Origin of the sequence: Streptomyces sp. NPDC056835, from assembly GCF_042789485.1 — a bacterium.
Taxonomy (GTDB): Bacteria; Actinomycetota; Actinomycetes; order Streptomycetales; family Streptomycetaceae; genus Streptomyces.
This window is the reverse complement of the sequence record NZ_JBHUBB010000009.1, coordinates 1-23,955: the sequence shown is the minus strand read 5'-3', so window position 1 is coordinate 23,955 and position 23,955 is coordinate 1. Positions and strand designations below refer to the sequence as shown.

23 protein-coding genes are annotated in these 23,955 nt (G+C 72.5%); 16 read left to right on the top strand and 7 right to left on the bottom strand.

Annotated elements, in window-relative coordinates:
• Window positions 1-89: 89 nt before the first annotated feature.
• The 10 genes from ACFRMN_RS12280 to ACFRMN_RS12235 all read left to right on the top strand — a co-directional run bounded on the left by ACFRMN_RS12280 (window position 90) and on the right by ACFRMN_RS12235 (window position 9,892).
• Window positions 90-1,724, top strand: a complete 1,635-nt coding sequence (locus tag ACFRMN_RS12280; protein ID WP_383017321.1) for an ABC transporter substrate-binding protein — start codon at window positions 90-92, stop codon at window positions 1,722-1,724.
• A 3-nt stretch (window positions 1,725-1,727) separates the two neighbouring features.
• Window positions 1,728-2,657, top strand: a complete 930-nt coding sequence (locus tag ACFRMN_RS12275; protein ID WP_383017318.1) for an ABC transporter permease — start codon at window positions 1,728-1,730, stop codon at window positions 2,655-2,657.
• A 3-nt stretch (window positions 2,658-2,660) separates the two neighbouring features.
• Window positions 2,661-3,653, top strand: coding sequence for an ABC transporter permease (locus ACFRMN_RS12270; RefSeq protein WP_383017315.1), 993 nt, complete (start codon window positions 2,661-2,663; stop codon window positions 3,651-3,653).
• Between the two features lie 3 nt (window positions 3,654-3,656).
• Window positions 3,657-4,532: an ABC transporter ATP-binding protein gene (locus tag ACFRMN_RS12265; protein WP_383017312.1), complete on the top strand. Its 876-nt coding sequence runs from the start codon at window positions 3,657-3,659 to the stop codon at window positions 4,530-4,532.
• Window positions 4,529-5,440: an ATP-binding cassette domain-containing protein gene (locus ACFRMN_RS12260; RefSeq protein ID WP_383017309.1), complete on the top strand. Its 912-nt coding sequence runs from the start codon at window positions 4,529-4,531 to the stop codon at window positions 5,438-5,440. Before ACFRMN_RS12265 ends, ACFRMN_RS12260 begins: the two co-directional genes overlap by 4 nt.
• Window positions 5,437-6,417 carry an aldo/keto reductase gene (locus tag ACFRMN_RS12255; protein ID WP_383017306.1) on the top strand — a complete coding sequence of 327 codons (981 nt, stop codon included), beginning with the start codon at window positions 5,437-5,439 and terminating at the stop codon, window positions 6,415-6,417. Before ACFRMN_RS12260 ends, ACFRMN_RS12255 begins: the two co-directional genes overlap by 4 nt.
• Window positions 6,418-6,544: 127 nt before the next feature.
• Window positions 6,545-7,342, top strand: a complete 798-nt coding sequence (locus ACFRMN_RS12250) for an HpcH/HpaI aldolase/citrate lyase family protein (protein ID WP_383017303.1) — start codon at window positions 6,545-6,547, stop codon at window positions 7,340-7,342.
• Between the two features lie 2 nt (window positions 7,343-7,344).
• Window positions 7,345-8,556, top strand: coding sequence for an exo-alpha-sialidase (locus tag ACFRMN_RS12245; protein ID WP_383017843.1), 1,212 nt, complete (start codon window positions 7,345-7,347; stop codon window positions 8,554-8,556).
• 130 nt (window positions 8,557-8,686) lie between these two features.
• The gene (locus tag ACFRMN_RS12240; RefSeq protein ID WP_383017300.1) at window positions 8,687-9,139 is read left to right on the top strand and encodes a lamin tail domain-containing protein; all 453 of its coding nucleotides are present in this window, start codon (window positions 8,687-8,689) and stop codon (window positions 9,137-9,139) included.
• Window positions 9,140-9,202: 63 nt separating this feature from the next.
• Window positions 9,203-9,892, top strand: coding sequence for an NADPH-dependent F420 reductase (locus tag ACFRMN_RS12235; RefSeq protein ID WP_383017297.1), 690 nt, complete (start codon window positions 9,203-9,205; stop codon window positions 9,890-9,892).
• Between the two features lie 4 nt (window positions 9,893-9,896).
• Here the strand turns inward: ACFRMN_RS12235 and ACFRMN_RS12230 are convergent, their stop codons facing one another.
• Window positions 9,897-10,214: a DUF6191 domain-containing protein gene (locus tag ACFRMN_RS12230; RefSeq protein WP_383017294.1), complete on the bottom strand. Its 318-nt coding sequence runs from the start codon at window positions 10,212-10,214 to the stop codon at window positions 9,897-9,899.
• 126 nt (window positions 10,215-10,340) lie between these two features.
• On the opposite strand from ACFRMN_RS12230, the gene ACFRMN_RS12225 reads away from it, so the two are divergent.
• The 4 genes from ACFRMN_RS12225 to ACFRMN_RS12210 are packed head-to-tail and all read left to right on the top strand — an operon-like array spanning window position 10,341 to window position 14,662.
• Complete coding sequence (locus ACFRMN_RS12225) at window positions 10,341-11,081, top strand: class I SAM-dependent methyltransferase (protein WP_383017291.1); 741 nt, start codon at window positions 10,341-10,343, stop codon at window positions 11,079-11,081.
• Between the two features lie 35 nt (window positions 11,082-11,116).
• Window positions 11,117-12,142: a pyridoxal-phosphate dependent enzyme gene (locus ACFRMN_RS12220; RefSeq protein ID WP_383017840.1), complete on the top strand. Its 1,026-nt coding sequence runs from the start codon at window positions 11,117-11,119 to the stop codon at window positions 12,140-12,142.
• The gene (locus ACFRMN_RS12215; protein WP_383017288.1) at window positions 12,139-13,371 is read left to right on the top strand and encodes an ATP-grasp domain-containing protein; all 1,233 of its coding nucleotides are present in this window, start codon (window positions 12,139-12,141) and stop codon (window positions 13,369-13,371) included. The genes ACFRMN_RS12220 and ACFRMN_RS12215 overlap by 4 nt, the downstream gene beginning before the upstream one ends.
• Window positions 13,358-14,662: an MFS transporter gene (locus ACFRMN_RS12210; protein ID WP_383017286.1), complete on the top strand. Its 1,305-nt coding sequence runs from the start codon at window positions 13,358-13,360 to the stop codon at window positions 14,660-14,662. The genes ACFRMN_RS12215 and ACFRMN_RS12210 overlap by 14 nt, the downstream gene beginning before the upstream one ends.
• Before the next feature lie 68 nt (window positions 14,663-14,730).
• Here ACFRMN_RS12210 and ACFRMN_RS12205 read toward each other — a convergent pair whose 3' ends face one another.
• On the bottom strand, window positions 14,731-15,354 hold the full coding sequence (locus tag ACFRMN_RS12205; RefSeq protein WP_383017837.1) for a sigma-70 family RNA polymerase sigma factor: 624 nt from the start codon (window positions 15,352-15,354) through the stop codon (window positions 14,731-14,733).
• A 250-nt stretch (window positions 15,355-15,604) separates the two neighbouring features.
• Window positions 15,605-16,279 (bottom strand): hypothetical protein, encoded by a 675-nt coding sequence (locus ACFRMN_RS12200; RefSeq protein ID WP_383017283.1) that lies wholly within the window; start codon window positions 16,277-16,279, stop codon window positions 15,605-15,607.
• 156 nt (window positions 16,280-16,435) lie between these two features.
• On the opposite strand from ACFRMN_RS12200, the gene ACFRMN_RS12195 reads away from it, so the two are divergent.
• A complete protein-coding gene (locus ACFRMN_RS12195; protein ID WP_383017280.1) occupies window positions 16,436-17,503 on the top strand; it encodes a ferric reductase-like transmembrane domain-containing protein in 1,068 nt (355 codons plus the stop codon).
• Between the two features lie 38 nt (window positions 17,504-17,541).
• Here ACFRMN_RS12195 and ACFRMN_RS12190 read toward each other — a convergent pair whose 3' ends face one another.
• Window positions 17,542-18,411, bottom strand: coding sequence for an aldo/keto reductase (locus ACFRMN_RS12190; RefSeq protein ID WP_383017277.1), 870 nt, complete (start codon window positions 18,409-18,411; stop codon window positions 17,542-17,544).
• A gap of 233 nt (window positions 18,412-18,644) precedes the next feature.
• On the opposite strand from ACFRMN_RS12190, the gene ACFRMN_RS12185 reads away from it, so the two are divergent.
• Window positions 18,645-19,997 (top strand): CAP domain-containing protein, encoded by a 1,353-nt coding sequence (locus tag ACFRMN_RS12185; protein WP_383017274.1) that lies wholly within the window; start codon window positions 18,645-18,647, stop codon window positions 19,995-19,997.
• Between the two features lie 28 nt (window positions 19,998-20,025).
• Here ACFRMN_RS12185 and ACFRMN_RS12180 read toward each other — a convergent pair whose 3' ends face one another.
• From ACFRMN_RS12180 to mptB, 3 genes are all read right to left on the bottom strand, one after another.
• A complete protein-coding gene (locus ACFRMN_RS12180) occupies window positions 20,026-20,817 on the bottom strand; it encodes a DUF4232 domain-containing protein (protein ID WP_383017271.1) in 792 nt (263 codons plus the stop codon).
• Between the two features lie 157 nt (window positions 20,818-20,974).
• Window positions 20,975-22,333 (bottom strand): glycosyltransferase 87 family protein, encoded by a 1,359-nt coding sequence (locus ACFRMN_RS12175; RefSeq protein ID WP_383017268.1) that lies wholly within the window; start codon window positions 22,331-22,333, stop codon window positions 20,975-20,977.
• Window positions 22,330-23,760, bottom strand: coding sequence for a polyprenol phosphomannose-dependent alpha 1,6 mannosyltransferase MptB (gene mptB, locus ACFRMN_RS12170; RefSeq protein ID WP_383017265.1), 1,431 nt, complete (start codon window positions 23,758-23,760; stop codon window positions 22,330-22,332). Before mptB ends, ACFRMN_RS12175 begins: the two co-directional genes overlap by 4 nt.
• Between the last annotated feature and the right edge of the window lie 195 nt (window positions 23,761-23,955).

Below are 23,955 nucleotides of genomic sequence, written 5' to 3'. Positions count from 1 at the left end.
CCGGACTCCGGGAACCACGCCCCGGCGTCCGCCGGGCCCGGCACCGACAGCTTGAGCCGGTCGCTTCCCAGCACCCGAGAAGGTCGACGATGACCCCTACTCCTCAGAGCGCTCCTCCCGACGCTCCCCCGCGTGAGTCCTCGCCCGAGCCCGCACGTGAGCCCGCACGTGAGAGCTTCGGCCGCCGCACCCTGCTGCGCTGGGGCGCCGCCGGTGGCGCGGGCGTGGCTCTCGGCCCGCTGGCCGCCTGCGCGGGCCCGACCGGGGCCCCCGGCCCCGGTACCCTCACCCTCGGTCTGAACCGCTCCCTGGTGAGCCTGGACAACAAGCTCAACCAGTTCGACGCCGCCGTCACCGTGCAGCGCGCGGTACGGCAGGCACTCACCCGTATCGGGCCCGGGATGAAGCCGGAGCTGATCCTCGCCGACCGGTTCGAGATGGCCGGGCCCACCGCCTGGACCGTGCGGCTGCGCGACGGTGTGCGCTACTCCGACGGCAGCGCCGTCACCGTCGAGGACGTCGCCACGGCACTCCGGATGTACGGGAAGGTCAACGGTTCCTTCCTGCTCGGTCTCTTCCCCGAGCTGCCCAGCGTCGAGAAGACCGGCCCCCGCACCTTCCTGCTGCACACCAGCGAGCCCGTGCCGGTGCTCGACCGGCTGATGGCCAACATCCACATCACCCCCGCCGCCGCCAACCGGCCCGAGGAGCTGCGGACCGGTCTCGGCTCCGGCCCGTACCGCGTCCTCAAGGCCAACGCGGGCGCGGGCGAGTACACGCTCGGCCGCAATCCCGAGTACTGGGGCGTCCGGCCGCGGATCGAGACCGTACGGGTCCGCTTCGTACCGGAGGAGTCCAGCCGGGTCGTCGCGCTGCGCAGTGGCGAACTCGATGTCGTCGACACGCTCACCCCGGACTCCGCCGAGCAGCTCACCGGCCTGCCCGGCGTCCAGGTCGAGGAGACCTCCGGCGTCCGGATGTGCCAGCTCTTCTACAACTTCCGCAAGCCCGAGGGCACTCCGCTCGCCGACCCCCGGGTGCGGCGCGCGCTGACGTACGCCATCGACGGCGACGCCCTGGTCAACGACGTGCTCAACGGCTCCGCCGAGGAGGCCGGCGGTGTGGTGCCGCTCGCCCTCGAAGGCGCGGTACGCACCGGCTCGTACGCGTACGACCCCGGCAGGGCGCGCGCGCTGCTGAGGTCGCTGGGCGCCACGGATCTGCGGATCAAAATCATCTGGGAGTCAGGGGAGTTCGCCGCCGACACCTCCGTGATGGAAGCCGTCCTGGACATGCTCAAGACGGTCGGTGTACGCGCCTCGCTCCAGCAGTTCGAACCGGGCGGCGACATCCTCACCTGGCGTCAGGGCCGGGCCGGCGACTGGGATGTCATCGGCAACGGCTACGGCAGCCCCACCGGCCAGGCCCTCACCACACTCCAGGGCATGTACGGGGGCACGGCGGCGAAGGAACGTACCCGCGACGCCTTCATGGGGTACGTGATCCCGCGCGTGGAGCGGCAGCTCACCGCCGCCTCCACCGAGGTGGACGACGCCGAGCGCGCCGAACGGCTGGCCGCGGTGCAGAAAGCCATCTGGGACACCTGGCCCAGCCTCTGGGCCTTCGCGCCCAAGACTCTGCTCGCCCGCAGAACGCGCGTCAGGGGACTGTCCCTGCTCCCGATCAACTCCTATGACCTGTCCGCCGTACGGCTGGAGGGCTGAGCCGTGCCGACGTATCTCGCCAAACGGCTCGGCCAGAGCCTGCTCACCGTCTTCCTCACCCTGACCACCGTCTTCCTGCTGGTACGTCTCGCCCCCGGCGACCCGGCCGCCGCCTACGCGGGTCCCACCGCGACCACCGCCGATCTCGCGCGTATCCGCGCCCAGTTCGGCCTGGACCGGCCGCTGCTCACGCAGTACGGCATCTTCCTGCGCGATCTGTTCACCGGAGACCTCGGCACCAGCTACTCCTTCCACGCCCCGGCCCTCGATGTGGTCCTCGACCGGATGCCGTACACCATCACACTCGCCGTCTCCGCGATCACCGTCACCGCCGTGGTGGCCGTACCGCTGGGTGTGTGGATGGCCCGCCGCGCCGACTCGAAGCGCGAGCTCGGCGCGAACGTACTCACCATCACCGGGCAGTCCATGCCGGACTTCTGGACCGGCGTGATGCTGCTGACCGTCTTCGCCGTGCTGCTTCCCGTGCTGCCCGCCTCCGGATTCACCTCCTGGAGCGGTCTCGTCCTGCCGACGGTCACCGTGGCCATCCTGCAACTCGCCCTGATCTCAAGGCTGGTACGGCGTGAGATGACCACGGCACTCAGCTCCCCGTATCTCATCGTCGCCCGCTCGCGCGGCTTCTCCGAGCGCGCCCTCACCTGGCGCTACGCCCTCGCCAACTCGGGGGTGCCGCTGCTCACCGCCATCGGTACGCGGTTCGCGGCGCTGCTCAACGGCGTGGTCGTGGTCGAGGTCGTCTTCGGCTGGCCCGGGGTCGGCTCGCTCGTCGTCCGTGCGCTGGAGACCCGGGACTATCCACTGATCCAGGCCACCGTGCTGGTCACGGCGACCCTCGCGATCCTCGTCCAACTCCTCGTCGACCTCGCCTACCCGCTGCTCGATCCGCGGGTGCGCCTCGGAAAGGCGGCCTGAGACATGACCACCGCCCCGCGTACCGCCACGTCCCCGGGCGCCCCGCCCGCCGGCGCGGCTGCCCCCGGCGCCCGGCCGAGCGCCGTCACCGCCCGTGATCTCGCCCGTGCCACCGCCACCCGGCAGCGGCGTGGCGCCCGGTTCAAACTATGGGCGGGGGCCGTCTGTACCGCGCTCGTGGTGCTGCCGGTCGCCCTCGCGGGTCTGCTGCCGCTGCCCGGCGCCGACGCACAGGACCTGTCCCGGCGCCGGCTGCCCCCGCTCAGTGACGGGCATCTGTTCGGCACCGACCAGCTCGGCCGCGATCTGCTCTCCCGTGTACTGCACGGCGGCCAGGTCTCGCTGACGGTCGGCATCCTCGCCGTCCTCGTCTCCGGACTGATCGGTATCGCGGCGGGTTCCGCGGCCGGGTTCTTCGGCGGCTGGGTCGACACGGTCGTCTCCCGGCTGCTGGAGGCCCAGCTCGCGCTGCCCCTGCTGATGATGCTGCTGCTCGTGGTCGCCCTGTTCGGTCCGTCCGTCACCGTCATCACCTGTGTGATCGCGGTCGCGCAGTGGCCCGAGGTCGCGCGGCTCACCCGCTCCCTCGTTCTCGTGGAACGGGAGAAACCGTATGTCGCCGCCGCCCGGGTCCTGGGACTGCGCGGCTGGTCGGTCCTCGGCCGGCATGTCATCCCCAATGTGATCCGCCCGGCGAGCCTCGTGGTCCTGCTGCTGCTCGCCCAGGCCGTCCTGCTGGAGAGCGCGCTGAGCTTCCTCGGCGCGGGGCCTCAGCGGCCGTTCGCGACCTGGGGCCGGATCATCTCCGACGGCCAGGACTACATCACCACCTCCTGGTGGCTGGTCACCCTGCCGGGGCTGGTCATCGCCCTGCTGGTGGTCGGCGTCAATCTGCTCGGCGACGGGCTGCGCGACCGTACGCGTACGACGAAGGCGCCGCGCGGGGCGCGTGTGCCGCGTGGCACGCGCGCCGCACGCCTCAAGAAGGGAGCCTGAGCCATGACGGATGTTCCGCCGAAGGACGCTCCACCGGAGGATGGTCCCTTGCTGGACGTCGAGGACCTGCAGATCGAACTCATCACCGCGCACGGGGTGGTCCGCGCCGTGGACGGGGTGAGCTTCACCGTCGGCAGGGGCGAGACCGTGACACTCATCGGCGAGTCCGGATCCGGCAAGTCCACCACCGCCATGGGTGTGCTGCGGCTGCTGCCCGAGGGCCTCGCCGTGCTGTCGGGGAGCGTACGGATCGCCGGGCGGGACGTCCTCGCCGCCCCCGGCGCGGCGCGCGAGGTGCGCGGGCGCACCGTCTCGCTGATCCCGCAGGACCCGATGACGGCCCTCAGCCCGGTCCATACGATCGGCCGGCAGCTCGGCGACGCGCTGCGGCTGCGGCACCCCGGGCTGTCCCGTGCCGCGATCAGGGAGCGGGGCACGGATCTGCTGGCCCAGGTCCGTATCCCCAGGCCGGAGACCCGCTGGAAGGCGTATCCGCACCAGTTCTCCGGCGGCATGCTGCAACGCATGCTGATCGCCGTCGCGCTCGCGGGGGAACCGGAGCTGCTGATCGCCGACGAGCCCACCTCCGCGCTGGACGCCACGGTGCAGGCGAGCGTTCTCGATCTGCTGATGGAACTACAGGAACAGGAGTCCCTCGGGATGCTGATGATCACGCATGATCTGGGGGTGGCCCGGGTCGTCTCCGACCGTATCCATGTCATGAGGGAGGGCAGATTCGTGGAGTCGGGATCCGCCGCGCGGATCGTGGACCGGCCGGCCGCGCCGTACACCCGCGACCTGCTCGCCGCTGTGCCCCGGCTCGGCGCCTGGGACGAGGACTCCCTCGCGCCGGCCGCGACGGGGGGAGCACGGACATGACCCGTACGCAGACCACCGGCGCCGGTCCGTTTCTGAGCGTCGATGACCTGGTGGTCGAATACCCCACCGCGCGGGGCCCGTTCCGCGCGGTCGACCGGGTGAGCTTCCAGCTGGAGCGCGGCGGCTCGCTCGCGGTCGTCGGCGAGTCGGGGTGCGGCAAGTCCACCCTCGCCCGCGCCCTCGTACGACTGCTGAAGCCCGCCTCGGGCCGGATCGTCCTCGACGGTACGGATATCGCCGGGCTGCCCGAGCGGCGGCTGCGCCCGCTGCGGCGGCGCGTGCAGATGGTCTTCCAGGATCCGTACGGTTCGCTCGACCCGCATCTGACCGCCCAGCAGATCGTGGCCGAGCCACTGCGCCTCTCGGGCGTCGGTGACAGAGGGGAGCGCGCGCGGCGCGCGGCCGAGCTGATCGACCGGGTCGGACTGCCGGCCACCGCCCTGCACCGCCGGCCACCCGAGTTCTCCGGGGGCCAGCGCCAGCGCATCGGGATCGCCCGCGCGCTCGCGTCCCGGCCGGAGCTGCTGGTGTGCGACGAGGCGACCTCCGCGCTCGATGTCTCCGTACAGGCGCAGGTCCTTGAGCTGCTGCGCGAACTCCAGGCCGAGACCGGTATCGCCTATCTCGTCATCGCGCACAACCTCGGGGTGGTGCGGGAGATCAGCACCGACGTGCTGGTGATGAACGCGGGCCGGATCGTCGAGAGCGGCCCGACCCGCGCCGTACTCGCCTCACCTGCCGAGCCCTACACCCGGGCGCTGCGCCGCGCCGCCCTCGACCCCACGGCGATCCGGGGCGTGAAGCCCCGGCATCTGCTCAGCGCCGCGGCCGACAGCGGCACGACCGGCTCAGCCACCCGGACAGTCGGCCACGCGGCCACCCACGCATCGGAAGGCACCCGCCCGTGACCACCGGCATCCATCCGCCACAGTTCCCCGTCCCGCTGTCCCGGCTCGTCCTGGGCACCATGACCTTCGGCGACACCGTCGACCGCGCGGGCGCCGCAGCCATGCTCGATACCGCGCTCGACGCGGGCATCACCGGTGTCGACACCGCCAACGGCTACGCGGGCGGGGAGAGCGAACGTATCCTCGCCGGGCTGCTGCCGGGCCGCCGCGACCGGATCGTGCTGGCCACCAAGGCCGGTATCCCCCACCCCGACCAGGGCGAGCACGCCCCGCTCTCCGCCGCCGGGATGCGTGCCGCGCTGGAGGGCAGCCTCAAGCGGCTGGGCACCGACCGGGTCGATCTCTTCTATCTGCACCAGCCGGACCGCGCGACACCGCTCGCGGAAACCCTCGCGGCCGTCGCCGAGTTCGTCGCCGAGGGAAAGATCCTCGCGCTCGGGGTCTCCAACCACGCGGCCTGGCAGATCGCCGAACTCGTCCGTACGGCGGGCGAAGTGGGGGCACCGCGCCCCGTGGTCGCCCAGCAGCTGCACAATCTGCTCGCGCGCCGGCTGGAGGAGGAGTACGTCGAGTACGCGGCCGTCACGGGGCTGCGCACCATGGTCTACAACCCGCTCGGCGGCGGGCTTCTGACCGGGCGTCACACGTTCGGGCGGACCCCGGAATCGGGCCGGTTCGGGGACTCCAAGCTCGCCGCGATGTACCGGCAGCGCTACTGGGACGAGCGGCTGTTCGCCGCGGTCGGTCAGCTCACCGGGATCGCCGCAGAGGCCGGCATCCCGCTCACCGAACTGGCGTTGCGCTGGCTGCTCGACCGGCCCTCCACCGACGCGCTGCTGCTCGGCGGCTCTCGCACCGAGCAGCTGCGGGCCAATATCGCCGCCGCGCAGGCCGGTCCGCTGCCCGCCGGGGTGAGCGCCGCCTGCGACGAGGTCGGTGCCCGGCTGCGGGGCCCGATGCCCGCGTACAACCGCTGACCCCGGCCCCGCACCCCGGACCCGGCCCACCGTTGTGCCGGCCATTCCACGTTGTGCCGGCCATTCCACGTTGCGCCGGCCATTCCACGTTGTTCCGGCCATCCCGCCCCACCTCGAAGGGACTTCCATGACCCGCCCCCCGTCCGGTACGCCCGCCGCCTTCGCCACCGCTCTGCGCGCCCGCGAACAGCTCATCGGCTACTGGTCCGTCCTCGACTCCCCCGTCTCCACCGAGCGCATCGCACGCCTCGGCTACGACTATGTGGCGCTGGACGCCCAGCACGGTCTGATCGAGTACGCGGGGCTGCTCGCCTCCCTCACCGCCATCGACACCAAGGGGAGCACCGCCGTCGGTCTGGTGCGCACCGAGGCCAATGACCCGGCGCCGATCGGCCGCGCGCTGGACGCGGGGGCGGCCGGGGTCATCGTCCCGCTCATCGACACCGCCCAGGACGCCGCCGACGCGGTGGCCGCCGTACGCTATCCGCCGCTCGGCCGCCGCTCCTACGGCCCGATGCGCTCCGGGCTGCGGATCGGGCCCGACCCGGCCGACGCGCATGAGCAGACCGTCGTCCTCGCGATGATCGAGACGGCGGACGGCCTCGCCAATGTCGCGGAGATCTGCGCGACCGACGGGCTCGACGGTGTCTATGTCGGCCCGTCCGATCTGCGGATCGCCCTCGGTGGCGCCACCTCCACCGACCCCGCCGTCGATGACCGGTTCGAGGCCGCGCTCGTCACCGTACGCGAGACGGCGGCCGCCGCCGGGATCGCCGCCGGTATCCACAACGCGGACGGTGCCAGTGCGGCCCGGCGGCTGGCGGAGGGCTTCACCTTCGCCACCGTCTCCAGTGATCTGACGCATCTGGCACAGATCGCCGGCAGCCACCTCGCCGCCGCCCGTGGCGTCGAAGAGGCCCGGTGACCATGACGAACCCGGTCGCCGACGGTGTCCTGCGCCCGCATCCCGGCGAACCGGGCCGTACCGAAGCCTCGCTGGCCGCGCCCGCCGCGCAGAACCACGCCGCGAATCTGACCGTGCTGCCCGGCGGGGATCTGGGCTGCGTCTGGTTCGCCGGTACGCAGGAGGGCGTCGCGGACATCTCCGTCTGGTTCTCCCGGCTCACTCCGCGGGCCGCCGGCTGGTCCGCGCCGGTCCGGCTCTCCGACGACGCCACCCGCTCCGAGCAGAACCCCGTACTGTTCCCGGCGCCCTCCGGCGAGCTGTGGCTGCTGCACACCGCGCAGCGGGCGGGCCATCAGGACACGGCGGAGGTACGGCGGCGGATCAGCCGGGACAACGGCGTGACCTGGGGCCCCTCGCGGGTCCTGTTCCCGGCCGCGGCCGGGAGCGGGGTCTTCGTACGGCAGCCGGTGGCCGTGCTGCCGTCGGGCCGCTGGCTGCTGCCCGTGTTCCGCTGTGTCAGCACACCGGGCGAGCGGTGGTCGGGCGGCCGGGACACCAGCTCGGTCATGGTCAGCGACGACGCGGGGGCGACCTGGGACGAACGGCCGGTGCCCGGCTCCACCGGGCTGGTGCACATGAACGTCCACACCCTGCCGGACAGTTCTGTGCTCGCGCTGTTCCGCAGCCGCCGGGCGGACCATGTGTACCGCTGCCGGTCGGAGGACGACGGGGAGACCTGGACGGCGCCGGAGCCACTGTCCGTCCCCAACAACAACTCCTCCCTCCAGTACGTCCCGCTGGACGACGGCCGGCTCGCCCTGGTGCACAACCACAGCAGCGCCGCCGATGCCACCGAGCGGCGGGTGTCGCTGTACGACGAGATCGACGACGACGGTGTGAGCGACACCGCGCCCCCGGGCGAGACCGTAACCGGCACCCTGCCCCCGCCTGTGGACAGCGCCGCCTTCTGGGGCGCTCCGCGCGCCCCGCTCACCCTCTCCTTCTCGTCGGACGGCGGCCGTTCCTGGCCGGTGCGCCACGATCTGGAGACGGGCGACGGCTACTGCCTCACCAACAACTCCCGTGCCGGCCTCAACCGGGAACTGTCCTATCCGTCCGTCGCCCGGTCCCCCGACGGGACACTGCACATCGCCTTCACCCTCCATCGCCGCGTCATCAAGTATCTGCGTCTGAGCCCCGCTTGGACGGCCGGGGAGGATATGAACGGCTGAGGCCGTGAACGCGTTTCCTTCACGAATTTCACAGAACCCCCTCTTTCATCGGCACGGGATGCGTAATGTCTGCATCTCGTGCCGCCCGCTCGGGCGGCACCGGCACCCTTCCGGAAGAGGACGCGCTTTCATGCCCCGTGCCCGTATAACCGGCGCCGCCGCGCTCGCGGCGGCCGCCGCCACCCTGATCGTGTTTCCCGGCCAGGCGCAGGCCGCCGGGTCCGTGCATCTCACCAAGATCTGGTACGACTCCCCCGGCACGGACACCCGCTCCAACACCAGCCTCAACGGCGAATGGGTGCAGATCAAGAACACCACGAGCGGTTCGGTGAGCCTCAAAGGCTGGACCCTGACGGACGCCTCCCGGCACACATACACGTTCGGGACGTTCACCCTGAAGGCGGGCAAGACCGTCACGGTGAAGACGGGCAAGGGCACCAACACGGGCGCCACCGTGTTCCAGCAGCGCGCCGCGTACGTGTGGAACAACGACAAGGACACGGCCACACTGCGCCGCTCCTCGGGTGCGGTCCATGACACCTGCGCGTACAACTCGACGCGGTACGACTACAAGAACTGCTGAGCCAGAAGGTGCCGGTCGCGGGCGGGCGGGAATACCGCGGCCGGCTGTCCGGCTGGGACCAGCATGAGCACTCTTGGACTGATCGGCAGCGGACACATCGGCAGCACCCTCGCGAGGCTCGGCGTCGCGGCCGGGCTGGATGTGGTCCTCAGTAATTCACGCGGGCCTGAGACCCTGGCCGACCTGGTGGCGGAGCTGGGACCGCGGGCGCGGGCCGCGACGCCCGCCGAGGCGGCGGCGGCCGGGGACTGGGTCGTGGTGACCGTCCCGCTGAAGAACTACCGCCAGGTGCCGGTGGCACCGCTGGCGGGGAAGGTCGTTCTCGACACGAACAACTACTACTCCGAGCGTGACGGGCGGATCCCCGAGCTGGACGCGGAGGAAACCACCAGCAGCGAACTCCTCCAGCGGCATCTGCCCGACGCCCACGTCGTCAAGGCGTTCAACAACATCTTCTTCAAGCATCTGACCGCACTCGCCCGGCCCACGGGCGCGGCCGACCGCACGGCCCTCCCGATCGCCGGTGACGACCCAGAGGCGAAGGCATCCGCGACCCGGCTGCTCGATCTCCTCGGGTTCGACGCCGTCGACGTGGGAACCCTCGCCGACAGCTGGCGCTTCCAGCCCGGCACACCGGCGTACGGCGTGCCGTACGCGCAGGACCCGCAGGGTCTCGCCCTCGCCGACGACCCGGGCAGGAGCGCGGACGCCGCGACGCTCCGCACGGCGCTGGCCGCCGCCACCCGCGGTTGAGTTGCTAGGCCCTGTCCGGCATCCGTATGACCGCCGTCCCGCCGTCCAGATCCACCGTGGTCCGGTGCGGCGGGGCGCCGTCCTCCTCGTCGTCCCTGAGCAGCAGCGCCGACTGCCGCTCCTTCAGTTCGTTCTGCTTGCCCGGCGAGAAACTCGCGTGCAGCTGCTCGAACCCGGTGGCCGAGATCTGTCCCTGCCGCACGCTGTTGCGCCACGGCAGCAGGCCCGCGCGCCCCGCGCGCAGCAGCAACTGATCGAGGAAGGCCACCGCGGTCAGCACGATGACGAGCCCGGGAAGCGTCATGAACACCACTGTCTCCATCCCCTCAGTGTGCTGGTTGCCGGATTCTCCGGGAACCAGCAGGGGGTGACGGCCGACTACTGACACGAAAGCGAGTACCAGCGCTCATGTCAGGGGCCGTTGCGGCTCCGGAGGAGGACAGCCGGTTTGCAGTGGTACGAGGACGACTCCCTCTGGTCCGACTTCGCGCCCACGATGTTCTCTCCCGGCCGCGCCGAGCAGGCCGCCGGCATCGTGGCGAGTTCACCGCTCCTCGACTTCCCGCCCGGCTCCCGGGTGCTCGATCTGTGCTGCGGTCCCGGGCTGTTCCTGGTGCCGCTGGCGCGGCGCGGCTACACCGTCACCGGTGTCGATCTCAGCCCGTCCATGCTGGAACGGGCACGCGCGGCCTGCGCGGAGGCCGGCGCGGACGTCCGGCTGGTGCGGGCCGACATGCTCGACTACACGGAGCCGGGCTCCTTCGATGCCGTACTGAACGTCTTCACCTCCTTCGGCTACTTCGACGATCCCGACGACAATCTGCGGGTCCTGCGCAACGCCCGCGAATCCCTCGCCCCCGGTGGCCGGCTCGTGGTGGATGTGATGGGCAAGGAGGTGCTGGCCGGCTGGATCGGGCGGCCCCAGGCCGTGGATCTGCCCGACGGCTCCTATGTGGTGCAGCGTGATGTGGTGCTCGACAGCTGGCGCCGGCTGCGCACCGACTGGACGCTGGTACGCGGCACCTCGGCCCGTACGGCGTCGCTCACCTCCTTTCTCTACAGCGCGGCCGAACTGCACGATCTCTTCGTGGCGGCCGGTTTCACGGATGTCGAGTGCTTCGGGGGCTTCGACGGCGGTGTCTATGACCAGCACTCCCGCCGGCTGATCGTCAGGGGGGTACGGAAGTGACCGACGTACGCGTGCACGAGCATGTCACCGACGCGATGAAGGCCCCGGACCTGATCCGGCTGAGCCCCAACGCGGTCCTCGCGCGCTTCGAGACGATGAAGGTCTACGCGGCGCTCGGCGCGGTCCGTACGCTGCTCCGGCGCGGCCGTATCGTGCCCGGTCAGACGCTTATCGACAGTTCGAGCGGCATCTACGCGCTGGCGCTCGCGATGGCCTGCCACCGGTACGGACTGCGGTGTCACATCGTGGCGTCCACCACGGTCGACGCGGTGATGCGGGCTCAGTTGGAGGTGCTGGGCGCGACGGTCGACCAGATGCCCCCGTCGGAGAGTCTGCGGCTCGACCAGGAGCGGCGGGTGCGGCACGTACGGGAGCTGCTGGCCCGCAGGCCGGACTACCACTGGATGCGGCAGTACCACGACGCGGTGCACTACGCGGGCTACCGGGAGTTCGCCGAGCTGGTGACGGCGGCGCTGCCGGACCGGTCGCTGACCGTCGTCGGCGCCGTCGGCACCGGCGCCTCCACCGGCGGTCTGGTCAGGGCGCTGCGGGAGCCGGGGACCGGCTCCGGGCGGGAGGTGCGGCTGGTGGGCATCCAGCCGTTCGGGAGTGTGACGTTCGGCAGCGAGCGCTTCAGCGATCCGGAGGCGATCATCGCGGGGATCGGCAGCTCGATCCCGTTCGGCAATGTCCGGCACGAGCTGTACGACACGATGCACTGGGTGGACTTCCGGCATGCCATGGCGGGCGCGGTGGGGCTGCTGCGCGAACACGCCGTCTTCGCCGGGCTGTCGACGGGCGCCGCGCATCTGGTCGCCTCGTGGGAGGCGGAGCGCGATCCCGGACGGCAGCATCTCGTCATCGGAGCGGACACCGGACACCGTTACGTGGAGCGGGTGTTCGCCCGGCACGCCGAGGCCCTGGACCGGCGTACGCTGCGGCCGCGCAGAATCCACGCCCTCGACGACCTCGGTCCGCCGTGGTCGGTGATGGAGTGGGCACGGCGCCCGCACAAGGAGCCCGTGGTGGCAGAAGTCGGTTCGGAGGGGGATGCGCTGTGACCATCGCCGCGCTGGAGTCACTGTCGTTCGGACTGGCCCGGATGGCCGCCGCGGCCGCCGGTGCCGGGCACGGGCTGACCCTGCTCACCCGCGACCGGTCCGTGTACCGGCACGAGCTGGACACACTGCCGGACGACGCGCCGCTGTCGGTCGTCGAGGTCGACACCTTCGATCTGGCCGAGACCCGGCGGGCGCTGACGGCCCTGCCCGGACTGGCGGGTCTGATCAACACCACGGACACCTGGAGTGTCCCGGCCGCCGGTCTCGCGGCCGAGTTCGGCCTGCCGGGGCCAGATCCCGAGGCGGTCCGGCTGCTCCGCGACAAGTCACGGGTACGCGAACTGCTGCACCGCCACGGGCTGAGCAAGAGCCCCGCGGTGCCGGTGGCGCCGGATCCGGACAGCGCGGGCGAGGTGCTTCGTACGCTCACGCCACCGCTCGTCCTCAAGGATTCGGCGGGCACCTCCTCCCGTAACGTCTGGGTGGTCAGGGACGAGGAGAAGCTGCGCGCCGCGCTCGGTGAGGCGGCCCAACAGGCCCTGGCCGGGGGGCTGTTCGCGGAGTCCTTCCTCGCCGGGCCGCTCTACAGCGCGGAGACGCTGAGCTGGGCCGGGGAGACCCGGCTGCTGGGGGTGCTCAGCCGGCAGACCTCTCGGGACATCGCCGTACGGGAGGAGGCCGCCGCCTTTCCCGTCGCACTGCCCCCGGCCGAGCGGGGTGAGATCGAGGCGTGGGTGGGCCGGGTGCTGCGGACGGCGGGGCATGACGGCGGCTTCGCCCATGTGGAGTTCATCCTCACCGGCCAGGGGCCCGAACTGGTCGAGATCAACCGGAGAATCGGCGGCGCCCTGGTCGGGGAGGCGCTGTGCCTGTCCCTGCGGACGAATGTGTACGAGGCGATGATCGAGGCCGCGCTCGGGCGTCGTCCCCGGCTCATGGATGAGCCACTGGACCACTCCGGCGCCGCCTGCGGTTTCGTGCTCGTCTATCCGGACCGGCCGGGAACGCTCGCGGGCTGGCAGGGGCTGGACGAGCTGGGTGCCTATCCGGGGGCGGTGCGCTGGTATCCGGTCAGGGCGCCGGGGGACGGCATCCACACCGTGGCCGACCAGCGCGGCTGTACGGGGATGGTGCTGGCCGAGGCGGCGACCGCCGAGCTGGCGCTGCACCGGGCCGCGAGCGCCGCCGCGCGCGTGCGCCCTGTCCTGGTGGCCGATGGCGGCCCATGAGCGCGGGCCGGCGCGCGGGGCCGGGCACGATCGCGTCGCCGGGAGATGGCGGCCGAGCGGTCCGCGGTCGTTCCTGCTGGTCTGCTCGTTCCTGATCACGCTGGGCAGCTTCGCCGTACTGCCGTACATGTCGGTGCTGCTGCACCAGCGGCTGGGGCTCGGACTGGGCACGGTCGGGTTCGTGCTCGCCGTCGCCTCGCTGGTGCAGTTCTCCGGCGGGGTGGCGGGCGGCGCCCTGGCCCGGCGGATCGGGCTGCGCGCCACCATGCTGGTCGCGCTGGCGGTGCGTACGGCGGGGTTCGCCGCGTTCGTGCCGGGGCTCGGAAGCCCGTGGGCCGCGATCGGCGCGCTGTTCCTGGTGTCGTGCGGGGCGGCGCTGTATCTCCCAGCGAACAAGGCGTATCTCGTGGAGGGTGCGGCGGAGGCGGAGCGGCCCCGGCTGCTGTCCGCGAGCGGTTCGGCGTTCAACGCGGGGATCGCGCTGGGCCCGCCGGCCGCCGCGCCCTTCGTACTGACCTCGCCGGGCGCTCTGTTCGCCGCTGTCACCGTGCTGTTCGCGGTGGTCGGGCTCGGGCACGCGCTGCTGCCGGCCGTGTCCGCCGAGACCGCCGGGCCCGGCGCGAGCGGTCCGCGGAAGGATGGGGATCCCGCCGCCCCGGCCGGGAGTCCCGGCACGGTCGGGCCGCCGTTCCTGGTGACCGTACTGAGCGTCTATGTCTTCATGTTCTTCCAGCACTATCTGGCGCTCTACGCCGTCCCCCGGACATCGGCGTCGTTCTACGGCGGGGTGCTGATGGGATACGCGTGTCTGCTGGTGGTCGCGCAGCCCCTGCTGTCGGAGTGGATCGCCGGGCTCTCCTACCGGCGCGCGATGCGGGTGGGCTTCGGCGCGATGGCCGCCGGGACGGCGGTCATCGGTGCCGGTGGGCGGACGGGGATCGGCGTGGGCGCCGCGTTGATCTGCCTGGGCGAGATCGTGCTCTTCCTCAAGAACGATCTGGAGGCGCTGGCCCGCTCGTCCGCCGCGCCCGCCGTGGTGTTCGGCCGGCAGCGGCTGGCGGCGGGGATCGGCGCGTTCGCCAGCGGGGTGGCGGGCGGTCAGTTGTACGGGGCGGCCGAGGACGTGGGGACGGCGCGGGGCTTCTGGTTCGCGGTCGCGCTCCAGGCTCTGGTCCTGCCGGTGCTGCTGGTTCCGCTGGCGGGTGCGGTGCGCCGGCGGTACGGCGGCTCCCGCACCCGGCCGGAGAAGCGGACGGCGGCCGACGGCGGTCCGCGCCGTACCCGGGCCTGATCCGCGCCGTCCCGGGCCTGATCCGCGCCGTACCCGGGCGTGAGGACGGCGCGGACCGGGGCCGTCCGTTACCGGGACGCCGCCCGGACGGGCAGCAGCCCGGGGTCACGGTCCGCCAGCCATACGGCGGTGAGGTCCCGCCGCGCCCGCGCGACGCGTGAGCGCACCGTACCGACGGGGCAGCCCGCGGCGTCGGCGGCCTCCGCGTAGGAGAGCCCGAGCACCTGGGTCAGTACGAACGCCTGCCGCCGCGCCGGGTCCAGCGCGCCCAGCGCGTCGAACACCGCGACGCCCTCGTCGAAGCCGGGCAGATGGCGCGGCTGGACACGCTCGGCGGCGTGCTGCCAGTCGGCGGTGTCGGCGAGCCGGGGCCGGGCGGCGGCGCCGCGGTAGCGGTCGATGACCACACGCCGCGCTATCGACAGCAGCCAGGTGCGCGCGCAGGAGCGGCCCGCGAACTTGGCCAGGCTGGTCAGGGCCCGTAGATAGGTCTCCTGGGCGAGATCGTCGGCCCCGGGCACATCGGCGCTCAGATGCGCGACGAACCGGCGTACGTCGTCGTACGTCGCGTGCACGAACCGCTCGGCGGCCTCACGGTCGCCGGTGCCCGCGGCCAGCGCCCAGGCGGTGATCTGGAGATCGCGGTGCGCGGATCTGATGCCCGGTGAGCCGCCCTCCTGGGCGCGGGACATGGTGGTGGAAGCGCGGGGAGCGGCGGGTCTCGTGCCGCGGGCAGGGGGATTCATCGTCGGAGCAGGGCACATGGCGGTGATCCTTCGTGTCCTCGCGGAGCCACGCCGGACGCGGCGTCCGCGCGGCTCCATCGGTGGCCGGTCCCCCGCGGTAGCGGCGCTGGCGACCGGCATGCCTGTGAACAGGCACGCGTACGTGCCTGAAGGACCCTCGGCCACACGCGCGAGCACGGCGCGGACGGCCGAAGGGTCAGCGAAGGGACGGAAGGACAGGCGGGCCCCTGCGGGTGATGCCGCCCAGGACGACGGGCGGGCGCGGCCCGCGCCGCGGTCTGCCCGGGGTTCGGATCCGCGTGCGCGTCGGGGCGAACCCGGTGCCGGTCAGCACCCGCCAGGCGAGCAGCAGCGGAGCGGCGACGAACAACGTGAGTGTGCGGCCCAGTTGGAGGACCGCCGACTCGCCGCGCCACAGCCACCAGCCGCACAGCAGCCCCGCGACGAAGTGGGCCACCGCCATGCCCGAGGTCAGGGAATGGCCGTCGTAGGCCAGGGCCTGGGCCATGACATCCGGCGGCGCCTCACTCATCCCGGAGTGGGCGTGCGCCATCGCGCTACCGGAGCGGCCCTCGCCCGGAACGCCGATGGCGGGCGCCGCCCCGGTGAGGCGCGGAAACGTATGGGTCCAGCTGAACAGGGTGTGCAGAGTCAACTGCCCGACGGCGCTCGCCCCGGCGATGGCCAGAACCCCGCGCTCCCGCCCGGCCAGCCACCATCCCGCGCCGCCCGCCACCACGAGGGCGAGGGCCAACGCGGGCCGGGGCAGCGGGGCTTCGGAGCGCAGGGCATGTCCGAGACCGGACACCGCTACGCACACGACCGCGAAGATCGCGGCACGTGTGAAGCGGAATGCGGGCCCGGCTCCCATGGCTGACATCGTGTCACCCGGAGCCGAGCCGAGGAACAGAGCCGCCGATCCGGAAACGTCGACGGTTCGCCCGTTATAGAACGACACCAAGAAATGTGATCCATGCCACATGAAGCGTGCGGGAACTTTTCGGGTCCGGCGGCCGACTGCTCCGGTATGAAGTCGTCCCCCGCGTCCGCCGCCCCCGAGCCGAGCGAGCCGGCCGAGCCGGTCGAACCGGCCCCATCGGCCGCCTCCGCCCCATCGGCTGCCTCGGCCGCCTCCGCCGAAGAGCCCGCCACCGCCCCGGACCGGCGGTCTGCCCGGACCACGCTCCGGTCCGACCTCAGGGCCTCGATACCCGACGGTCTGATCGCGCTGGTGGTGACCGCCGCCGTCTTCGCGCTGCTCTACGCCCGGATCCGGGCGAAGACCTCGTCGACCGTCACCGTCATGCCCTTCATGGCGGACGCGGGTGGCTTCTGGATGTACTTCCTCAGCCAGGCGTTCGGCTGGGCGGCGCTGCTGTGGGCGTGGGGCACCGTGATACTCGGTCTGCTGCTCTCCGGGCCCCGCCCGAAGCGGCTGCCGCTGTCAGGCCCCCGGCTGGAACGGCTGCACCGTACGACGAGCCTGAACACGATCGCGCTGATCGCCGCTCACGCCCTGCTGTTCGCCGCCGAGTTGGTACGGCACGACACCGCGCGATGGAACTCCCGGCTGTGGGCGGCCTTCATCGAGGCGTTCGTGCCGGGCGGCTACGACTCGGGCACGGGACAGATCGCGATGCCGGTCGGCCAGGCCGCTCTCTATCTGGCGATCCCGCTGGGGCTGCTCTTCTACGTCAGACACCGCATCGGCCCCAAGACCTGGCGCGTACTGCACCGCTTCGTGATCGTCGTCTACATCCTGAGCGTCTGGCACACCCTGCTGTACGGAACGAACGTCTGGTACGACGGGTGGTTCCGCACCTCGGTCTGGCTGCTGCAACTGCCCATCGCGGCCCTGTTGCTGGTACGGCTGCTGCGCCCCGCCCGCCGCTCCGAGCAGTTGTCACGTCCGGGCGCCGGAACCGGCACAGGTGGCGCGGGCTTGCGCGTCTGGTCCGGCTGGTCCCTGCGGCTCGTCGGACGTCTCGCCGTGGCCGGCGTCGTCGTCGCGATCCTGGCGGTCGTCCTCAGCGGGAGGGACGGCGGTCGCACCGTCCCTCCCGCCGATACGTCCTCCACCCACAATCACGACTGAGCAGGTCCGTGCCGGCCGCCCGGCCGGTCGCCCAGGCGTCAGCCGGCCGCGCGGGACAGCGTCTCGAATTCGTCGTCGGTCAGTTCGAGAGTGGCGCCGACGGTGTTCTCCTCCAGATGCGCCACCGAGGAGGTACCCGGGATCGGGAGCATGACCGGCGAGCGCCGCAGCAGCCAGGCGAGGGCCAACTGCGAGGGAGCCACACCACGGTCGGCGGCGATCTTCGACAGCGGGGTGTCCGCGGCCGCGAGGGCGCCGGTGGCCAGCGGGAACCAGGGGATGAACCCCAGCCCCTGGGCCCGCGCGTACTCCAGCACGTCCTCGGCAGCGCGGTCGGCGAGGTTGAAGCGGTTCTGTACGGACACGATCCGCGCCGTCTTCCCGGCCTCCTCCAGCTCGGCGACGGAGACCTCGCTCAGTCCGAGGTGCCGGATCTTGCCTTCACCCTGCAACGCCACCAGCTCGCCCAGCTGTTCCGCGAGCGGCACCTTCGGGTCGATGCGGTGCAGCTGGAGCAGATCGATGCGCTCCACGCCGAGATGACGCAGATTCAGCTCGACCTCCTGACGCAGATACTCCGGACGCCCCACCGGTACCCACTCATCGGGCCCGGTACGGGTCAATCCGGCCTTGGTGGCGATCACCAGATCGTCGGGGTACGGATGCAGAGCCTTCCTGAGCAGCAGATCCGCCGTGAAGGGGCCGTACGAGTCGGCCGTGTCGATGAAGTTGATACCCAGCTCGACGGCGCGGCGCAGGACCCGCACGGCCTCCGCCGGATCCTCGGGGTCTCCCCAGACGCCGGGGCCGGTCAGCTGCATGGTGCCGTAGCCGAGCCGGGTGACCGGCAGATCGCCGCCGAGGAGGAACGTGCCGGACGCGCGAGCGGGCTGTTGGGTCACAGTCATGATCAGCTCCTGAGTGAACTGCACGTTGAGTTGCACGGTGGCTCAACGCGAAGGGCCGACGGTCCTGTCCCCATGGCCCGGTATCGGCGGAGCCCCGTCTTCCGCTCCCATTCTCCCCCGTACGCGCCGGTCACGCCCACGCGGAACCGTCGGGCCCTCCCGCGACGTTCCCCGGACAGTGTCACCACCGGGCTGACGTGGCCCGACGGTTCCGAGCCGGACGGACGGTACTGATGAGCGAGCTGGTCCCCGGCGGAAATATGCCCCTGCCGGACACGGAGCTGTGGTTCCGGGTCCCGGGCCCCTTCGATCTCTCCGTACTGATCACCGGCGACGGCGGGAGGGTCGCCGATGACGGCGACTTCGTCTTCTACAACCAGCCGTCGGCCCCTGGCGCCCGGCTGCGCGCCGACGGCGTCGGGGTGGATCCCCGGCGGCTGCGGGCGGGCGCGAGCCGGGTCACCGTGGTCGTCAGCCCCGCCGAGCCCGGCACTCCTCTCGGCCGGCTGCCCGCACCCGCGCTGACGGTCACCGGGGCCGGCGCACGCGTCCTGGCCCGGTTCACCCCCGCGCGCCCGACCCATGAGACGGTGCTGCTGCTGGCCGAGATCTACCGGCGCGGCGCCACCTGGAAACTGCGCGCCCTCGGTCAGGGGTACGCGGACGGACTGGCCGGAATCGCCCGTGACTTCGGCGTCGAGATCGCGGAGGAGGCGACCGGCCCCGTACCGCCGTCGCCCGGTCCGGCGCCGCAGCGGACCGTTCCCGCGCCGGCCGTCGCGGTGCCGGCGGTTCCGGCGAGCGGTATGGAGGCGGAGTTCGCCGGGCTCGTCCGGGCCGCCCGGCTCGGGGCGGGGGTCGCGCCCGTGACCCTCGACGGGCGGCTCTCTGCCGCGGCGCGGGCCCATGCGGCGGTGATGGCCGGACAGCGGCGGCTGAGCACGGAGGGCCCCGGCGGTCCTTCGGTCTTCCAGCGGATCACCGCGGGCGGCTACCGCTACCTCCGTATCGACCAGCAGTTGGTCTCCGGTCCGCGTACCGCCGCCGAGTTCATCGACTACTGCCTGACCGACGGGGCGACCCGCCGCCCGCTCCATGACCTGGCCCTGACGGACGCGGGCATCGCCCATCACCACGACTCCCGCTCCGGGAACGTCTACTGGACGGCGCTGTGGGCGGCTCCGTTCACCGCGGCCGGTCTGCTGCGGACCGTTGCCGAGGTCCTTTCCCTCACCAACGCCGAGCGGACCCGCGCCGGGCTCCGTCCGCTGGCCGACGACAGACAGCTGGCGGCGGCCGCGCAGGCGTACAGCACGGACATGGCCGCGCGCGCCTTCTACTCGCACACCTCACCGGAAGGGCTCGCGCCCTGGGACCGCGCCGCCGCCGCGGGGGCCGCGCACCGCGGTATCGGTGAGAACATCGCCTGCGGTCAGCGCGATCCGCGCGAGGTGGTCCGGGGCTGGATGGACAGCCCGGGGCATCGGGCCAATATCCTCAAGCCCGACTTCACCCACCTGGGAGTCGGCTTCGCGGGAGGCGGCCCAGCGGGAACCTACTGGACGCAGCTCTTCGGCCGGACCTGACCCTGAGAGCCACGACCGTCCGGACAGCTCAGCCGGACCGCACCGCCGTCACGGTGAAGGTGTCGCCGCAGACGACCGGCGCCGAAGTCCGCAGCGTCATGGCGTCCTTGGAGCCGGGCGGATAGATCTTGAGGAGGCTGGGCGCGGCCCAGCAGGAGGAACCCTTGATGCCCTTGTTCAGCGTATGCAGGGTGACATCCGCGGTGCCGCCGGGAGCGAGCGTCACGGCGGGCAGCTGCTCGCCCTCGCGCGCGGCCGGCCTGCCTATGGTGGCGCCGTCACCCGCGAGCAGGGAGACGCCGGGGAAGCCCCGCAGCACGCACGCTCCCGCCCCCTTGTTGATGAGCCGCAGGTCGTAGCGGATATTGCCGGCGCCCGCGTCCGGGGCGCTCAGACTCAGCCCCAGCTGGTTCGCCGTACACCGCGACGACGCGGCGGCCGCCTGCCCGGTGCCGCTCTGCCCCGCCGAGGGCGCCGCCTGGACCGGGGCCGTGGACGAGGGCGGCGTGCTGGAGACGCCGGGGGCCCCGTCCCCGCCGCTCTCCGCGGGGGCGGAAACGGACGGGGCCGAGGACGCGGACCCGCCGGAGCCCTCGGGGGCTGACGCCGGGGAGCCGCCGGAGCCGCCACCGCTTCCGCACGCCGCGGTCGCGACGGCCAGCAGCGTCACGGACGCCGCCAGGGCGCCCCTCCGCCACACCCGGCCGGCCCGCGCCGGTCGTGACCTGTCCGCTTCCCGGTCCGTGAGGCTGTCCTTGTCCCGGCCCTGTTCCCGGGATGACGTCCTGAAGGTCTGGAAGTGATCGGACACTCTGCTCACCTGCCCATCGCGTCGCACGTATGCCCGTCGGGCCCGTCGTACGTATACCCGGAAAAGCGGGGAGCGCTCGCGTCGGCGGCCGGGGCACCGGGTCCGCGCCATGTCCGGCCGGGCGGAGCCTCGGCGGCGGAGTGGGCCCCCGAGGCGCTGCGCCTGGTCATCCACTCGGTCCTCGACCGCCGGAAGGATCAACCGCGCGACGACGCCACGCTCCTGCTGATCGAGCGGCCGCCCCCTCCGTGACGACGGCGGCCGTCGCCCCGGGCAGCCGCCCGGGGCCCGGTCCGGGTACGCGGCGCGCGCTCCCCTCGGGGCTCGCGGGTACGAGCAGCAGGCCAAGGGTGATCCAGACATAGGTGTTCGCGCCGAGGAAGGCGGCCGGGCCGGTCGAGTCCCAGCGCCACAGCCAGACGACGCTGCTGCACAGAAGGACATACAGCGCGGCGCACACCGCCAGCGGCCGCCGGCGCGCGCCGGGGTTTCCGCTCAGTGCGGAGTCCGCCAGTACGAGCAGGGCCGGTACCAGCCAGACCAGGTGATGCACCCAGGTGACGGGGCTGACCAGACAGGCCGCGAGGCCGGTCAGGGCGAATCCGGTCCTGTCGTCGCCGTCGCGCGCCGCCGCGCGGGCACGGTACACCCAGACCCCGAGGACGGCCAGGACGCACACCAGCCACACCAGTCGGCTCGGATGATCCGGCTGGAGCCGGGCCAGGACGCCTTGCAGCGACTGGTTGGAGATATAGCTGAGCGAGCCGACCCGGTCGGTGTCCCACAGGGCGCCGGTCCAGAAGGTCCGGGATGCGCCGGGGTCGATCAGGGCGGCGAGCAGGGTGGCCGCCCCGGCCGTACCCGTCGCCACCGCGGCCTGCCGCCGGCGGCCGGTGACCAGCAGGTAGCCGATGAACAGCGCGGGCGTGAGCTTGATCGCGGTGGCCAGCCCGATGCCGATGCCCGCGTACCGGCCGCGCCCGGTGGCGAGCAGCCGCGCGTCGGCGAAGACGAGCGCGACGAGCAGCAGATTGACCTGGCCGAAGCTGAAGGTGTCGCGGACCGGCTCGAACAGGGCGAACAGACACCCGGCGACAACGAACACGAACCACGGTCGCCGCTCCTGTCGCGGCGGCTCTCCGTGACGGTTCGGTTCCGCGCGTCGCGCGACCACGCGCCGCACGGCCGGACCGGCCAGCCAGCGCAGCAGCAGCGCCGAGGCCACGGCGCTCAGCACGGCGCTGATCGCGATGGCCACATGCCAGGAGACCAGCGCCATCGGCAGCATGACGACGGCGGCGAAGGGCGGGTACGTGAAGCCGTAGTGCGTGCCGGGCCGGAGGTAGTCGTAGATCCGGCCGTCGTGGTGGATCCAGTCGTTGACCGTGCCGTAGTAGACGCCGACGTCGAAGAAGCCGCGGTGCAGCGGAACGGTGGCCAGGAAGACGCCGGTGGCCACGATGAGCACCGCCGCGAGGGCCGGCCGTCCCCCAGTGGCGGTCAGGGCGTCACGCAGCCGTCTCATGACGCCACCCGCGTCCGGGAGTGGACCGTGCCGGAGTCGGACATCTCGAACATCCAGTACAGCGCGATCAGGGCGAGCGCGCCGCCGCCCACGGCGAGTGTCAGCTGCATGCCGTCCGGCGGGTATCCGCTGGGCAACAGGCCCAGCGCGAGGACGCCGCTGCCGGCCGCGGCCCAGCGCCGTACCCGCCCTCCGTCGGGCGCGGCGGCGGCGAGCGGGAACAGACCCCACAGCGCGTACCACGGCCGGAAGGCCGGGCCGAGCGCGAAGACCGCGAGCAGACTCAGCGCCAGCGCGTAGACGGGCCCCAGCGGCACCCGGCGCAGCCAGAGGGCCGCCACGGCCGCGGCGGTGGCCAGCAGGCCGAACCAGCGCCACGCCGGTACGGCCCGGTCGGCGAGTCCGCTGCCCACGGCGTCCAGCAGTTCGCCGCTGAGCCGGCCGAGTGCGCTGGTCAGTGACCAGTTGTCGGGCGATACAGGGGTGGAGAGCGTGCCGAGCCAGCCATAGCCGGTGCCGGTCGCGGCCGTCACCAGTGCGGTGGTGGCCAGGGCGACGGCACAGGTCAGGGCGGTGGCTCTGACCGTACGTGCCCGGCCGGTGAGCCGGCCCGACCACAGCGCGGCCACCGCGAGCAGCCCCAGCGCCACGGGCGCCTTCACCAGCGCGGCGAGCGCGATGACGGCCGCGGCCGCGGCCGGCCGGCCGCCGAGGGCCGCCACGAGTCCGGCGCCGAGCAGGCCCAGCATGAGGGCGTCATTGTGGGCTCCCGCGATGAGATGCAGCAGTACGAGGGGGTTGAGCGCGCCGAGCCAGAGCGCGGCGGACCGGTCGACGCCGCAGCGGTCGGCGAGCAGCGGCAGAAAGAGGATCATCAGCGCGACACCGAGCAGCGCGACCAGCCGCATACCGAACACCCCGGCGGACATGTCGACGTGGGCGAGATCGGAGGCCTTGGCGGCGACGGCGAGAAAGACCGGGCCGTACGGGGCGGGGGTGTGCTGCCATACGGGCGCGACCTCGGTGGCGAGCGGGCCGCCGAGTTGCGCGGGTCCGTGGGTGTACACATCGATGCGCGCGTCGACCATCGCGCCCTGCGCGAGATAGCTGTACACGTCCCGGCTGAACAGGGGCGGTCCGAGCAGCAGGGGCGCCGCCCAGATCGCGAGCGTCACCAGCAGTTCCCGGGGCGCGGGCGGGCGGGGCCGGCGTACCGCGCGGCCCAGCCACCACCAGGCCGCGATCAGCAGGACGAGACCGAAGTAGGCGCAGAGCACGCCCAGGGCGGCCCGGCCCGAAGAGGGCAGCAGCGCGTCGCGTACCGGCAGAGCGCCCGCGGTCAGCCCGCCGATGGTGAGCGCGACGGACCCCGCGAGCCCCAGCGTCCGGCATCGGTTCGGGTCCACATCAGCGTTCAGGGCGAGCATCTGTGGAGGCTCGCAGCAGGGGGTGGCCGGAAGACGACGTGATCACCACGGCCGGGTGGCAGGCGCATAGCCGCCGTCTTAAGAGGCCGCGCGGATAGGTGGGGTGGAGGAAGGAGCGGGGCGAGGGGCAAGCCCGGCAAGGCGGAGGAGGAAGGCAACGCGGAGCGTCGGCGCCCGACGACAACGCCGCCGGGC

Coding starts and splice junctions, on each gene's coding strand:
- ACFRMN_RS12270 (WP_383017315.1), top strand. CDS start 2,661: ATGACCACCGCCCCGCGTACCGCCACGTCCCCGGGCGCCCCGCCCGCC.
- ACFRMN_RS12185 (WP_383017274.1), top strand. CDS start 18,645: ATGAGCGAGCTGGTCCCCGGCGGAAATATGCCCCTGCCGGACACGGAG.
- ACFRMN_RS12175 (WP_383017268.1), bottom strand. CDS start 22,333: ATGAGACGGCTGCGTGACGCCCTGACCGCCACTGGGGGACGGCCGGCC.
- mptB (WP_383017265.1), bottom strand. CDS start 23,760: ATGCTCGCCCTGAACGCTGATGTGGACCCGAACCGATGCCGGACGCTG.
- ACFRMN_RS12220 (WP_383017840.1), top strand. CDS start 11,117: ATGAAGGCCCCGGACCTGATCCGGCTGAGCCCCAACGCGGTCCTCGCG.
- ACFRMN_RS12260 (WP_383017309.1), top strand. CDS start 4,529: ATGACCCGTACGCAGACCACCGGCGCCGGTCCGTTTCTGAGCGTCGAT.
- ACFRMN_RS12250 (WP_383017303.1), top strand. CDS start 6,545: ATGACCCGCCCCCCGTCCGGTACGCCCGCCGCCTTCGCCACCGCTCTG.
- ACFRMN_RS12245 (WP_383017843.1), top strand. CDS start 7,345: ATGACGAACCCGGTCGCCGACGGTGTCCTGCGCCCGCATCCCGGCGAA.
- ACFRMN_RS12235 (WP_383017297.1), top strand. CDS start 9,203: ATGAGCACTCTTGGACTGATCGGCAGCGGACACATCGGCAGCACCCTC.
- ACFRMN_RS12200 (WP_383017283.1), bottom strand. CDS start 16,279: ATGGGAGCCGGGCCCGCATTCCGCTTCACACGTGCCGCGATCTTCGCG.
- ACFRMN_RS12280 (WP_383017321.1), top strand. CDS start 90: ATGACCCCTACTCCTCAGAGCGCTCCTCCCGACGCTCCCCCGCGTGAG.
- ACFRMN_RS12195 (WP_383017280.1), top strand. CDS start 16,436: ATGAAGTCGTCCCCCGCGTCCGCCGCCCCCGAGCCGAGCGAGCCGGCC.
- ACFRMN_RS12230 (WP_383017294.1), bottom strand. CDS start 10,214: ATGGAGACAGTGGTGTTCATGACGCTTCCCGGGCTCGTCATCGTGCTG.
- ACFRMN_RS12210 (WP_383017286.1), top strand. CDS start 13,358: ATGGCGGCCCATGAGCGCGGGCCGGCGCGCGGGGCCGGGCACGATCGC.
- ACFRMN_RS12205 (WP_383017837.1), bottom strand. CDS start 15,354: ATGTCCCGCGCCCAGGAGGGCGGCTCACCGGGCATCAGATCCGCGCAC.
- ACFRMN_RS12190 (WP_383017277.1), bottom strand. CDS start 18,411: ATGACTGTGACCCAACAGCCCGCTCGCGCGTCCGGCACGTTCCTCCTC.
- ACFRMN_RS12240 (WP_383017300.1), top strand. CDS start 8,687: ATGCCCCGTGCCCGTATAACCGGCGCCGCCGCGCTCGCGGCGGCCGCC.
- ACFRMN_RS12265 (WP_383017312.1), top strand. CDS start 3,657: ATGACGGATGTTCCGCCGAAGGACGCTCCACCGGAGGATGGTCCCTTG.